Source organism: Phyllobacterium sp. 21LDTY02-6 (assembly GCF_023554255.2).
Taxonomy (GTDB): domain Bacteria; phylum Pseudomonadota; class Alphaproteobacteria; order Rhizobiales; family Rhizobiaceae; genus Phyllobacterium.
In genome coordinates this window covers 786,828-799,205 of record NZ_JAMJWD020000002.1, presented here as the reverse complement: position 1 = coordinate 799,205, position 12,378 = coordinate 786,828, and the positions used below count along the sequence as shown (strand labels likewise).

General features: G+C 61.9%; 10 protein-coding genes and 1 riboswitch. Of the genes, 5 read left to right on the top strand and 5 right to left on the bottom strand.

Annotated features, from left to right (window positions below):
• The first annotated feature begins 149 nt into the window (after nucleotides 1-149).
• From pcaD to M8997_RS10165, 5 genes are all read left to right on the top strand, one after another.
• Nucleotides 150-947, top strand: coding sequence for a 3-oxoadipate enol-lactonase (gene pcaD, locus M8997_RS10185; RefSeq protein ID WP_250017125.1), 798 nt, complete (start codon nucleotides 150-152; stop codon nucleotides 945-947).
• A gap of 41 nt (nucleotides 948-988) precedes the next feature.
• Nucleotides 989-1,103, top strand: a riboswitch (TPP riboswitch).
• A 71-nt stretch (nucleotides 1,104-1,174) separates the two neighbouring features.
• Nucleotides 1,175-2,158, top strand: a complete 984-nt coding sequence (gene thiB / locus M8997_RS10180; protein ID WP_250017214.1) for a thiamine ABC transporter substrate binding subunit — start codon at nucleotides 1,175-1,177, stop codon at nucleotides 2,156-2,158.
• Nucleotides 2,158-3,768: a thiamine/thiamine pyrophosphate ABC transporter permease gene (thiP, locus tag M8997_RS10175; RefSeq protein ID WP_250017213.1), complete on the top strand. Its 1,611-nt coding sequence runs from the start codon at nucleotides 2,158-2,160 to the stop codon at nucleotides 3,766-3,768. The genes thiB and thiP overlap by 1 nt, the downstream gene beginning before the upstream one ends.
• Complete coding sequence (thiQ, locus tag M8997_RS10170) at nucleotides 3,755-4,507, top strand: thiamine ABC transporter ATP-binding protein (protein WP_250017123.1); 753 nt, start codon at nucleotides 3,755-3,757, stop codon at nucleotides 4,505-4,507. The genes thiP and thiQ overlap by 14 nt, the downstream gene beginning before the upstream one ends.
• A gap of 145 nt (nucleotides 4,508-4,652) precedes the next feature.
• The gene (locus tag M8997_RS10165) at nucleotides 4,653-6,134 is read left to right on the top strand and encodes a M48 family metalloprotease (protein ID WP_267227202.1); all 1,482 of its coding nucleotides are present in this window, start codon (nucleotides 4,653-4,655) and stop codon (nucleotides 6,132-6,134) included.
• Nucleotides 6,135-6,242: 108 nt separating this feature from the next.
• Here M8997_RS10165 and M8997_RS10160 read toward each other — a convergent pair whose 3' ends face one another.
• The 5 genes from M8997_RS10160 to M8997_RS10140 form a co-directional block, all read right to left on the bottom strand.
• A complete protein-coding gene (locus M8997_RS10160; RefSeq protein ID WP_250017121.1) occupies nucleotides 6,243-6,854 on the bottom strand; it encodes a CarD family transcriptional regulator in 612 nt (203 codons plus the stop codon).
• A gap of 316 nt (nucleotides 6,855-7,170) precedes the next feature.
• Complete coding sequence (gene fdxA, locus M8997_RS10155) at nucleotides 7,171-7,509, bottom strand: ferredoxin FdxA (protein ID WP_250017211.1); 339 nt, start codon at nucleotides 7,507-7,509, stop codon at nucleotides 7,171-7,173.
• 294 nt (nucleotides 7,510-7,803) lie between these two features.
• Nucleotides 7,804-8,205 (bottom strand): RNA-binding S4 domain-containing protein, encoded by a 402-nt coding sequence (locus M8997_RS10150; protein WP_250017119.1) that lies wholly within the window; start codon nucleotides 8,203-8,205, stop codon nucleotides 7,804-7,806.
• A complete protein-coding gene (locus tag M8997_RS10145; RefSeq protein ID WP_371929546.1) occupies nucleotides 8,206-11,181 on the bottom strand; it encodes a helicase-related protein in 2,976 nt (991 codons plus the stop codon).
• A gap of 369 nt (nucleotides 11,182-11,550) precedes the next feature.
• Nucleotides 11,551-12,276 carry a beta-ketoacyl-ACP reductase gene (locus M8997_RS10140; protein WP_250017115.1) on the bottom strand — a complete coding sequence of 242 codons (726 nt, stop codon included), beginning with the start codon at nucleotides 12,274-12,276 and terminating at the stop codon, nucleotides 11,551-11,553.
• Between the last annotated feature and the right edge of the window lie 102 nt (nucleotides 12,277-12,378).

The window sequence follows — 12,378 nt, the reverse complement described above, 5'->3', positions numbered from 1 at the left end:
GCAGGCCCATTACCACGCGTTTTGCGCAAGGGCCAGCCAAGGAACAGCCCCAAAGGCGAAGGAACAGGATGCCGGAAGAACTGCGGTTCACCGGGCGGCGAATTCAAGTATCATGGCCGCAACCAGCCGCCTCAATCCGGGAGATCAACGTGCAATTTGCCGATATCAACGGTATCAACATTCATTACCAGCTCATCGGCGGACCGGCCGGCGCGCCGGTTCTCGTCTTTGCCAATGCGCTCGGCACCGATTTTCGCATCTGGCGCGATGTCGTCATCCGCCTCGCCGGCGATTTCCCCATCATAACCTATGATCTGCGCGGACAGGGCCTCTCGGATATCGGCACCTCGCCCTATTCCATGGATGATCATGTCGATGATCTGATCGGCCTGCTCGACCTGCTTGCCGTCAGGAATGCGGTGATTTGCGGGCTTTCGGCCGGCGGCGTGGTCGCGCAGGGCGTCTATGCGCGGCGGCCGGATCTCGTGCATGCGCTCGTTCTTTGCTGCACGGCCCACAAGATCGGCACGGCAGACAGCTGGAATGGCCGCATCGCCGCGGTCGAAGCCAATGGCATCGCCAGCATCCTCGACGATGTCATGCAGAAATGGTTCACGCCCGAATTCCGCCAGCCCGGCAATGCCGAACATGCCGGCTATCGCAACATGGTGGCGCGCCAGCCCGTCGCCGGCTATGTCGGCACCTGTGCCGCCATTCGCGATGCGGACCTGACGCAATCGTCGGCGCGCATCGCCGTGCCGACGCTTTGCGTGGCGGGCGACCAGGACGGCTCCACCCCGCCCGAAACGGTTCTCGGCCTGGCGCGGCTCGTCCCGGATGCCCGCTATGAGCTCATAAAGGGCGCGGGCCACATGCCCTGTATCGAGCAGCCGGACCATCTCACCGCGATGATCCGCGCCTTTCTCCAGGAGGTCGACGCCGCCTGAAAGCGCGCTTGCGCCCGGAACAGGTTTTCTCTAGTCTTTGCAATGCTCTAACGGGGTGCCCATCCGCAAGATGGGCTGAGAGGCATGAGTCATTCGCGCCAACCCGCGGAACCTGATCCGGCTTGTACCGGCGGAGGGATTAGATGCGGCGATGAACAGCCCGCCTATCCTCTTGAAACATAGAATAGGAGGCGCTGATGCGGCCAGTTCAGACGATCCATGCACTCATGCTTGCGCTTGCGGCGACGCTCGGTGCGAATGCCGGCGCCCATGCGGCGGGCAAGCTTACGGTCTATACCTATGAGAGCTTTACCGCTGAATGGGGCCCCGGCCCCAAGGTGAAGGAAGCCTTCGAGAAGGAATGCGCCTGCACGGTGGATTTCGTGGCCGTTGCCGATGGCGTCGCCCTCCTCAACCGGCTCAAGCTCGAAGGCGCCTCGACCAAGGCCGATATCGTTCTCGGCCTCGACACCAACCTCACCTTCGAAGCGGCAAGGACCGGGCTTTTCGCTCCGCACGAAACCGATGTCAGCGCGGTCAAGATACCGGGCGGCTTCGAGGACGACGTCTTCGTTCCGTATGATTACGGCTATTTCGCCGTGGTCTATGACAGCGAGAAGATGAAGGACCCGCCTGCCAGCCTCAAGGCGCTGATCGAGGGCGATCCCGGCGAAAAGATCGTGATCCAGGACCCGCGCACCTCGACGCCGGGCCTCGGGCTCCTGCTATGGGTGAAATCCGTCTATGGCGACGATGCGGGCAAGGCATGGGAGAAGCTGAAGGGCCGTGTACTCACGGTCACGCCCGGCTGGTCGGAAGCCTATGGCCTGTTCACCAAGGGCGAAGCGCCGATGGTGCTGTCCTATACGACCTCGCCCGCCTATCATCTGATCGCCGACAAGAGCGACCGCTACAAGGCCGCGTCCTTCGACGAAGGTCACTATTTGCAGGTCGAGGTGGCCGCTCGCACCGTCAATGGCGCCAAGAACCCGCTTTCGGCGCAATTCCTGAAATTCATGATCGGAACGGCGTTCCAGGATGCAATTCCCGAAACCAACTGGATGTATCCGGCGGCTGCGACGAGCGCCCCGCTCAACCCGGCATTCGACCAGCTTGTGAAACCCGCCAAGACGCTTGCGCTTGCCCCGCAGCAGGTGTTTGAAAACCGCAAGAACTGGATCGACGAGTGGCTTCTGGCGATGAGCAAATAATGCCATTCCGGGCGAGACAATTGTCGGGCATCCTCGCTCTGGTCTTGCTTTCGCTTCTCGCCGGCGGGGCCCTCATGGGTCTCGTCTTCGAAGTCCTGGGCGGCGTCGGCGGCTTCACCGGCTTCGACTCCTATATCTGGCGGATTGCGCGCTTCACCCTGCTCCAGGCTTCGCTCTCCACCCTGTTGTCCGTCATCCTCGCGCTGCCGCTGGCCCGCGCGCTGCATGCCCGGCCGGATTTCCCGGGGCGCAGCATGATCCTGCGCCTGTTCGCCCTGCCGCTCGCCTTGCCGGCGCTGGTGGCGGTGCTCGGCATCACCAGCATCTATGGCCGCAATGGATTGCTCGCGGCCGGCATGGCCTATCTCGGCATGCACCAGATTCCCGACATATACGGCCTGACCGGCATTCTTCTGGCCCATATATTCTTCAACCTTCCGCTCGCCACGCGGCTCATTCTTGCCAGCCTCGATACGATCCCGGAAGATTACTGGAAACTTGCGGCACAGCTCGGCATGAGCGAACCGACCCGGTTCCGCCTGATCGAATGGCCGGCAATATTGCGCAACCTGCCCGGTATAGCGGGGCTCATCTTCATGCTCTGCGTCACCTCCTTCACCGTGGTGCTGACGCTCGGCGGCGGACCGCGCGCAACCACGCTCGAAGTCGCGATCTATCAGGCCCTGCATTTCGATTTCGACATTGCCCGGGCCGTGGCGCTGACGCTGCTGCAGCTTGCGCTGACGCTTGCCATCCTGGCATTTCTCGGCCTGGCAGGGCGGCCCACCGAGGAAGGCCAGACCTTCCGCACGACCACGCGCAGGTTCGACGACCCGGAGAGAGCCACCCGGCTCTTCGGCAGCGTTCTCATCGCCTGCGGCTTTCTCTTCGTCGCCGCGCCCATCGCCGGCACCGTGGTTTCGGGCGCCTCGGCCGATTTTGGCCGGCTGCTGTTCGAGCCTGTCGTCTGGCGCGCCATCATGACCAGCATCTGCCTCGGCGCCGCCGCGGCTTTTCTCTCGGTGCTGCTGGCGCTCGCGCTGGTCTCTTCGCGGGAACATGTGGCCACGGCGCGCGGCTACGGCCCTGCCCGCCCCCTGGAGCGCGTGCTGGACCTCGGCGCCAGCCTTATCCTCGTCGTGCCGCCCATCGTCATCGGCGCGGGCTGGTTCATCCTTTCGCGGCATTATGTCGATCCGTTCAGCCTCGCTCCGGTGATGGTCGTCGCCGTCAATGCCGCCATGGCGGTGCCCTTCGCCTTCCGGGTGCTGCGCCCGGCATGGGATACGATGGCAGCCAGGAACAACCGGCTCTGCGCTCAGCTTGGCATCGCCGGCTGGACCCGTTTCCGCCTGATCGACTGGCCGGGGCTGAAGCGATCGCTCGGCGCTGCCTTCGCCTTCGCCATGGCGCTTTCGCTGGGCGATCTCGGCACGATTGCGCTTTTCGGCAATGATACCGTACAGACATTGCCCTACCTCCTGTTGCAAAGGATGGGCAGCTACCGCACGGCCGATGCGGCCGGATTGGCCTTGATCCTCGGAATATTGTGCATGGGGCTGATGATGCTTGCGGATCGGGCCCAGGGAGACGCCGATGCAGGACGATAGAGCCGATATTGCCAAGGGCGGCGCCTCCGTCAGGCTTGACAATGTCACCTTTCGCTATGGTTCGATGGAAATGCTTTTCGACCTCACCGTCGAAGGCTCCGCGATCGCCGCCATCATCGGCCCGAGCGGCTCCGGCAAATCGACCCTGCTCAATCTCGTCGCCGGCTTCGAGAAGGCGGAGTCCGGCCGTGTTTGGATCGGCGGCAAGGATGTCACGCTGCTTCCGCCATCCCGCCGCGCGGTATCGATGGTGTTCCAGGACAACAATCTCTTCGCGCATCTCGACGTCTTCTCCAATGTCGGCCTCGGGCGCCGCCCGGATCTCAAGCTGAGTTCGGCCGATGAGGATGCGGTCTCGTCGGCTATCGCCAAGGTAGGGTTGGCCGGCAAGGAGAAGCGCAGGCCGGAAGCGCTGTCCGGCGGGGAACGGCAAAGGGTGGCGCTGGCCCGCACGCTGGTGCGCAACAGCCCGGTCCTGCTGCTGGACGAAGCCTTTGCTTCGCTGGGACCGGCGCTGCGGCATGAAATGCTCGATCTGATCGGTGATCTTCGCGACGAAACCGGCATGACCGTGATCATGGTGACGCATCACCCGGACGACGCGCTGCGCCTTTCCTCGATGCTTTTTTTCCTCGAAGAGGGCCATATCGCCGCCTCGGGGCCCGCCGAACAGATGCTTTCGCCGGACGGTCCGCCGCTGTTGCGAAAATATCTCGGTTCGCAGGAGTCTGAAGTTTGACATATTTTCGGCGCCTTGCCTCCCTTAGACAAGGCAATGAAATCTTGCCCCAAACTCTTTACCGGGCTAGCAAGAACAACGACATACGAGTCTCCCGACGCGTTCACACGAGGAAATGATTCTGAGGCCGCACACCGCATCACCCATGAAGGGCTGGTTACAGCCCGCCAGCCGCAGCCGGAATCCCGCCGCGGCCATGCTGGTGCTCGCCTTTCTTTCCGGCTGCCAGGTGCTCAACGTTTCCAAGGAAGATGCGCTCGGCCCGTCGTCGAATCCCGTCACCGTCGACAATGTCAACAAGAACGACCGCCTGGCGCGGCTCAGCGCGGAGCAGCATCCGCGCATCCTCGCGACCTATGGCGGCGAGTACAAGGACGCCAAGCTCGAGCGGATGGTGGCCAAGGTCGTCGGCAATCTGACCACCGTGTCCGACAATCCGACGCATACCTATCGCATCACCATCCTGAATTCGCCCAATATCAACGCCTTTGCCCTGCCCGGCGGCTATCTCTACGTGACGCGCGGATTGCTGGCGCTCGCCAATGACAGCGCCGAGCTTGCAGCGGTGATCGCCCACGAAATGGGCCATGTGATCGCCAATCACGGCATAGAGCGCCAGCAGCGCGAACAGGAAGCCGTCATTGCCGGGCGCGTCGTTTCGGAAGTCTTGCAAGGGGACAGGGCGGCGCAGGAAGCGCTGATCCGCGGCAAGTTGCGCATGGCGCAGTTCTCCCGCAACCAGGAACTCCAGGCGGATGCGATCGGCATCAAGATGATCGGCGAGGCGGGCTATGATCCCTTCGCCGCGCCGCGCTTTCTCCAGTCGATGGCGTCCTATTCGGATTTCCGCAATGTCTCGGGCGCAACCGATGCCAGCCTCGACTTCCTCGCCAGCCATCCCTCGGCTCCCCAGCGCATCGAGCTGGCGCGTGGCCATGCCCGCCGCATCGGCGCACCCGGCATAGGCACGACAGACCGCGATTCCTTCCTGCAGGGGATCGACGGGGTGCTCTATGGCGATACGCCGGAGGAAGGCTATGTGCGCGGCCGCACCTTCGTCCACCCGCTTCTCGGCGTGAGTTTCGCGGTGCCGGAAGGCTTCACGATCGATAACAGCGCCGACGCGGTCATGGCGACGGGGCCGGGCGAGATCGCCATCCGGTTCGACGGAACGCAGGTTTCCGGCACGCCGTCGATGACCGACTACATGCGCAGCGGCTGGGTGACCGGCCTCGACGAGGCCAGCGTGACCGCAACGACATTCAACGGCATGCCTGCGGCAACGGCGCGCGCCAAGGCGGATCGTTGGGAATTCGACATCTTCGTCGTCAATGCGGGAAACAGGATTTACCGGTTCCTGACCGCCGCACCGACCGGAAGCACGTCGCTGCTGCCGGTATCGCAGGCCGTCACGCAGAGCTTCCGCGTCCTGACAGACCAGGAAAAGGCGGCGATCAAGCCGCTCCGCATCCGCGTGGTCACCGTCAAGCCGGGCGACACATTGCCCAGCCTTTCCAACCGCATCATGGGAACGGACCGCAAGCTCGACCTGTTCAGGCTGATCAACGCCATGCCGCCGGGCGGTACGGTCTCCGTCGGCGACAAGGTGAAGCTCATCAGCGAATAAGAAAGCCCGGCAACAGAACCGGCTCCATAAACGGACTGGCCCCCGAAGTTGGGTGTCCAACTTTCGGGGGCCAGTTCAAGGCTTGGCTTTTCGAGAAGTCGGCGTTGTTTACGCTGCTTCTTCCTGTTCGTCTTCCACCAGCGTGTCGGCATCGGCCTCGACATCGGCATCCGCCTTGGCGCCGCGCTTCGGACCTTTCGCGAGGTTGACCTCGATCAGTCGAACCGCTTCAGTCTCCGACATCTTGTTGACGGCGGAAATCTCGCGAGCCATGCGATCGAGGGCTGCCTCGTAAAGCTGACGCTCGGAATAGGACTGTTCGGGCTGGTTGTCGGCGCGGAAAAGATCGCGCACCACCTCGGAGATCGAGATCAGATCGCCAGAATTGATCTTCGCATCATATTCCTGCGCGCGGCGCGACCACATGGTGCGCTTGATGCGCGCACGGCCCTGGACCACCTTGAGCGCGCGCTCCACATAATCCGTCTCGGAAAGTTTGCGCATGCCGATTGCAGTCGCCTTGGCAACTGGAACTTTAAGACGCATCTTGTCTTTCTGAAAATCGATAACGAACAGTTCGAGCTTGTGGCCCGCGACTTCCTGTTCTTCAATATTGACGATTTGACCCACGCCATGCGCCGGATATACAATGAATTCACCGGTCTTGAATCCAATCCGCTGGGCGGTCTTTTTCTGCTGAACTGCTGTCATGCGCTTCATTACTCCCTGCTGCGCCCGGCAAAACGCACCGGTTAAAAACCAACCACTGGAAGCCGGAAAACCCGGTTTGTCGGCCGTCTATGATGTCGCGCAAAAGCATTCCGGATGGAGCAGTTGGATGCGGTGAATACACGACCATATCCTGAACTGTTACGTCCGGAAAAAATCTAGCCTATTGGTGATTTATGCCTTAGCGCCACGAAATTGACGTCCAATGATCAACATTTCTGTGACCATATCACAAAATGTGCCTAGAATCAAATTATGCTGCGTTTGCTCAGCAAACACAGGCCCTTGCAACCTGGAGGCGATGCGATCAATCGCCCTCGCCCGGCTCCGGCGAAAAGAACTTGGCGAATTTGTCCGGAACGCCGTCCATGTCCTTGGCATCCGCCGGTGCATCGCCCTTGGTTGAAATATTCGGCCATTTCTCCGAATATTCGGCATTGAGCTGCAACCATTGATCCAGGCCCGGCTCGGTGTCCGGCTTGATCGCCTCGGCCGGGCACTCCGGTTCGCACACGCCGCAGTCGATGCACTCGTCCGGGTGGATGACGAGCATGTTCTCGCCTTCATAGAAACAGTCGACCGGACAGACCTCAACGCAATCCATATATTTGCAGCGGATGCAATTGTCGGTCACAACGTAAGTCATTTGCAGGCTCCAGAACACCACGGTCAGCGGTACAAGAGTGGAGGTAGCGGTTTGCCACTTGCCTGACAAGGGGGAAGCACAAACTGCGGCACCAGAACGCAACTTGGCAGGAAAACTGCCGGCCCGGGCCAAATCCCGCCGCAAGATCCCGCCACTGCGCTCGCGCGGCATTGATCGCACTCCGATACCGGCCATACAAGGAATTGTAGTCCGCGAAACGAGCAAATGACGGCTCGGATGTTGCTCCGCTAACCAATTCCTTGGAAATTTGTTCCAGCAAGTAACCGCGATGGATTACACGCCGGAATTATCGTCCCTGTCGATGAGGCGGTCGATCTCGCGCCGTTCCTTCTTGGTGGGCCTGCCGCTGCCCGGATCCCGGCGCGGCAGCGTGTCGAGCGCACTCTCCGCGTCCCTCGGCAATGCCGGCGGTGAGATGTCGCGATAAAGCGTGCGCGCCTCGTCGGCCGGGCCGCGCCGCGTGCCGCCATCCACCACCTCATAGACGAGAATGCGCCGGTCGAGAGTGATCGTGAGAACGTCGCCCGGCTTCACGATCTGCGCCGGCAGATCGATCTTCTCTCGATTGAGCCTGACGCCGCCGCCCGTAACGAGCTTGGCGGCGAGTGATCGGGATTTGACCACCCGCGCGAAAAACAGCCATTTGTCGATGCGCTGCCGTTCGGTCGCCGCCATCTATTTCTTCATCTGCTCCTTCAGCGCAAGCAGCTTGGCGAACGGCGAATCCATGTCGATCTTCACGGGCCGTTCCTGGCGCTCGGGCCGTTTCGCGGTCATCGGAGGCTTGCTGCCACCACGATTCCGGTTGCCGTCCTGCTTGCCCTTGCCCTGGAAGTTGTCCTTCCGGTTGTTGCGTTCATTACGCCCCTTCGCCGCCTGATCGGCATTGCGTTCACCCGCTGCAGCATTACCGCGCTCCGGGCGACCGCGCCTTTCCTGCCCGCCGCGATGATTGCCACGGCCCTCGAAGCGGGCCGGCTTCCACACGAGAACCGGCTTTGGCGCCTCTTCGGCATCGGTTGCGGGTGCGGGCCGTTCGGCCGCCGGCGCTTCCACCGCGGCTTCGCTCGGCCGAACCCAATCGGCCCACATCGGCCCGACCGTCTCGGCGGCGGGAACATTGCCCGCAGCGGCAGGCGCCGCGTCCTTCTGCACCGCATCGAGTTCCGCCAGCTTCGCCGCGACGGCGGCCGCTTCCAGCGGTTCCTGGCGATAGCCGAGGCTCTTGAGAATCTCCTCCATATCGTCGGGCGTTGCACCGAGTATGGACATCATGGCCGGCACGACGATGAAACGGGAGCCGTCATAGGCCGCGTCCGGACGCGGGCCGGAACCGGGCTTCCAGGCGAGAGCCGGCCGGATGAGATCGGCGAGACGCTCAAGAATGTCGATCCGCACTGCCCGGCGCCCAAGCAGCCTGTAGCCGGCGAGCTTGTAGAACATCGGATCGAAGCCGGGATCGGTAACCACGGAAGTACGCCCGGCGGCAAGAACCTGCACGACGTCGCCATAGCCGGGGCGATCTTTCGCGTCCTCTTTCAGGGCCCAGAGCAAAGTCAGGAGACCGGCCGGCGCAGGCTTCAGCAAGGCCGGGAGGAACACATGATAGGCGCCGAAGCGCACACCGAGGCGGCGAAGCGCCGCGCGCGATTCCTGATCGAGGCCACGGACCTCCTCGGCCACTTCGCGGCGCTGCAGAATGCCGAAATTCTCCACCAGCCGGAATGCCAGGCCCTTGGTGATGCCGGTCAGCGCATCGGCGCCCGACAGGTCCACCAGCGGCTTCAGCAGCGTCTCGATGTGATGCGCAAGAAACCGGTCCACCCGTGCCGCGACCTTGTCGCGAGCCGGCCCGGTCAATTGCTCGTCGGCCAGAAGCACGGCGCGCGGACGCAGCGGCTGCTCGCCGGCCACGACGGTAGCGATCGGCGCGCCGATCCATCTCAGTGTGCCATCCGAGGCCAGCGCGAAATCGCCATTGGCGGAAGCGGCAAAGCGCTCCGCCCGACTTTCGAACTCGGCAGCCAGCGCTTTCTGCGCGGCCGACCTTATCGCCTTGGCGTCGCTGCCATCATCGTGAGCATCCGCCGTAAACCGGAACCCATCCAATCGTCCAACATGGTGCCCTTCGACGATGACGTCCCCGGTAGGGCTAATTTCGGCTTCTAGCATTGTATTCTCTCTCAGGCGCCTCATAAGCACGCTTGTCCTGCGGTCTACGAAGCGTTTCGTCAACCGTTCATGCAGTGCATCGGATAATCTGTCTTCAATTTCACGCGTCTTTTCTTGCCAATGTGCCTGATCTGCAAGCCAACCGGGCCTGTGGGACACAAAAGTCCAGGTTCTTATCTGTGCTATGCGGCGCGACAAGGCATCGATATCGCCGTCCGTGGAATCAGCCCGGCGCACTTCCTCCGCCATGTAGTTCTCGTTGACATGGCCCCGTTCGACGAGGTCCGTATAGATCGTTGCGATGATGTCGGCATGCTGTGCCGGCGCAATCTTGCGATAATCCGGTAGCGAACAGGCATCCCAAAGCAGCGCCACCCTCTCCGGCCCGCTCGCCAGCGGCGCTACGTCCGGATCGCGCGAAAGGAACTCCAGCGCCTGCTGATCCACCGCGGGCAAGGCGCGCGTCAGCCCCTCGCCCGGAGCGGGCGTATCGATCGAGCGCTTGAGGGCGTCGATGCTGGAAAAGTCGAAATTCGCGGTTCGCCATTGCAGGATGCGCACCGGATCGAATGTATGCGACTCGACCTTCTGCACCAGCGGCTCGGAAAACGCAGCGACCTGGCCGGTGACGCCGAAGGTGCCGTCACGCAGGTGGCGCCCTGCCCGCCCGGCGATCTGTCCGATCTCCGCCGGCGAGAGATCGCGGAACTGGTAGCCGTCGAACTTTCGATCCTGCGCGAAGGCGACATGATTGACGTCGAGATTGAGCCCCATGCCGATGGCGTCGGTCGCCACCAGATAGTCTACATCGCCGGATTGATACAATTCCACCTGGGCGTTGCGCGTGCGGGGGCTCAACGTGCCCATGACCACCGCCGCGCCGCCGGACTGCCGGCGGATCAGTTCGGCGATCGCATAGACCTCATCGGCGGCGAAGGCGACGATGGCGCTACGAGGCGGCAGGCGCGTGATCTTCTTCGACCCGGCATAGTGAAGGTTGGACAGCCGAGGCCGCGTGACGACCGAAATGCCGGGCAGCAGTTTTTCCAATATGGCGCGCATGGTGGCGGCGCCGAGAAGCAGGGTTTCCTGGCGCCCGCGCAGATGCAGGATGCGATCCGTGAAGATATGGCCGCGCTCGAGATCATTGGCGAGCTGAACCTCGTCGATCGCGACGAAGTCCATGTCCGTCTGGCGCGGCATGGCCTCGACCGTGCAAACCGCATAGGCCGCGCCCGGCGGGCTGATCTTCTCTTCGCCCGTTATCAGCGCGACATTGGCCGTGCCGACCCGCTCGGCGATCTTGTTATAGACCTCGCGCGCCAGCAGGCGCAGCGGCAGGCCGATGATGCCGCTGCGATGCGCCAGCATCCGCTCGATGGCGAGATGGGTCTTGCCGGTATTCGTCGGACCGAGAACGGCAGTGACGTCTCGGCCTGTCGGAAACCGGGAAATTTCGGGCATGGGCATCACAGTCATCGGCGAGTTCAAATCCGCAACTTGGGGAACCCATCAATTGCAGCCAGTACAGCTGAACGGGTCGTTTAAACCGTGTACAGAACCTAGGTGGGGCATTCCAGATAAACAATCACAAAACGATTCACGGAATATACCGTTAAGAAACAGAACGCGAGGAGAACGAATCGGCGACGAATCGCTTCCGCGTTCTGTTTCCCGTTTTGTTCACCGCTATATATGGATCTCGCAGCCGCATTCCAACCATATGCTGAATCGAATTTTCGCTGTCCTTCGGCGTTTTCGTGCCGATCTTAAGGATTTAGCGAGATTGGCGATGAAATATTAACCATGGCGGCGGAGGAATGCCGCGCCTCGCGGCGCGGCAAAGTCTCAACAGAAATACTGGCCGCCATTGGCGGAAAGGGTCGATCCGGTGATGAAGCCGGCCTCGTCGGAGGCGAGAAACACCACGCAGCGCGCCACTTCTTCCGGCTCGCCCAGGCGCCCGACGGGAATTTGCGGAATGATGCGCTCATTCAGCACCTTTTCATCGATGGCGCGCACCATCTCGGTTCCGATATAGCCGGGGCAGATGGCATTGACGGTGATTCCCGCCCTGGCCCCCTCCTGCGCCAGCGCCTTGGTGAAGCCGATATCCCCGGCCTTGGCAGCTGAATAATTAGCCTGCCCGGCCTGCCCCTTCTGGCCGTTGATCGACGAAATATTGATGATGCGACCGAACTTCCGATCCCTCATCCCGCTCCAGACCGGATGGGTCATGTTGAACAACCCGTTGAGGTTGGTATTGACGACCTCGTTCCATTGGCCAGGCGTCATCTTGTGGAACATCGCGTCGCGGGTAATGCCGGCATTGTTGACGAGCACGGCGACCGGGCCATACTCCTCCTCAACCCGGGCAATACCGGCGGCGCATTCCTCATAATTGGAAACGTCCCATTTGTAGATCGGAATGCCGGTTGCTTCCCTGAACTTCTGCGCTGCCTCGTCATTGCCCGCATATGTGGCAACCACATTATAGCCCGCTGTCTTCAGAGCCGTACTGATTGCAGCGCCTATGCCTCGCGTTCCCCCGGTTACGATAGCCGTTCTTGTCATTTTGCCTCCTCAAATTAACGCTTAAATCAAATCAACAAAATCTTGTGCCGCAGACCTCCACCTGCCGGCACCCGGCCCGAAAACGGCGGGCCGGGTCAGTAC

Excerpts from the sequence above, each read along its gene's own strand:
- fdxA (WP_250017211.1), bottom strand. The coding sequence starts at position 7,509 with ATGACTTACGTTGTGACCGACAATTGCATCCGCTGCAAATATATGGAT.
- thiB (WP_250017214.1), top strand. The coding sequence starts at position 1,175 with ATGCTTGCGCTTGCGGCGACGCTCGGTGCGAATGCCGGCGCCCATGCG.
- M8997_RS10145 (WP_371929546.1), bottom strand. The coding sequence starts at position 11,181 with ATGACTGTGATGCCCATGCCCGAAATTTCCCGGTTTCCGACAGGCCGA.
- M8997_RS10140 (WP_250017115.1), bottom strand. The coding sequence starts at position 12,276 with ATGACAAGAACGGCTATCGTAACCGGGGGAACGCGAGGCATAGGCGCT.
- M8997_RS10165 (WP_267227202.1), top strand. The coding sequence starts at position 4,653 with ATGAAGGGCTGGTTACAGCCCGCCAGCCGCAGCCGGAATCCCGCCGCG.
- M8997_RS10150 (WP_250017119.1), bottom strand. The coding sequence starts at position 8,205 with ATGGCGGCGACCGAACGGCAGCGCATCGACAAATGGCTGTTTTTCGCG.
- thiP (WP_250017213.1), top strand. The coding sequence starts at position 2,158 with ATGCCATTCCGGGCGAGACAATTGTCGGGCATCCTCGCTCTGGTCTTG.
- thiQ (WP_250017123.1), top strand. The coding sequence starts at position 3,755 with ATGCAGGACGATAGAGCCGATATTGCCAAGGGCGGCGCCTCCGTCAGG.
- M8997_RS10160 (WP_250017121.1), bottom strand. The coding sequence starts at position 6,854 with ATGAAGCGCATGACAGCAGTTCAGCAGAAAAAGACCGCCCAGCGGATT.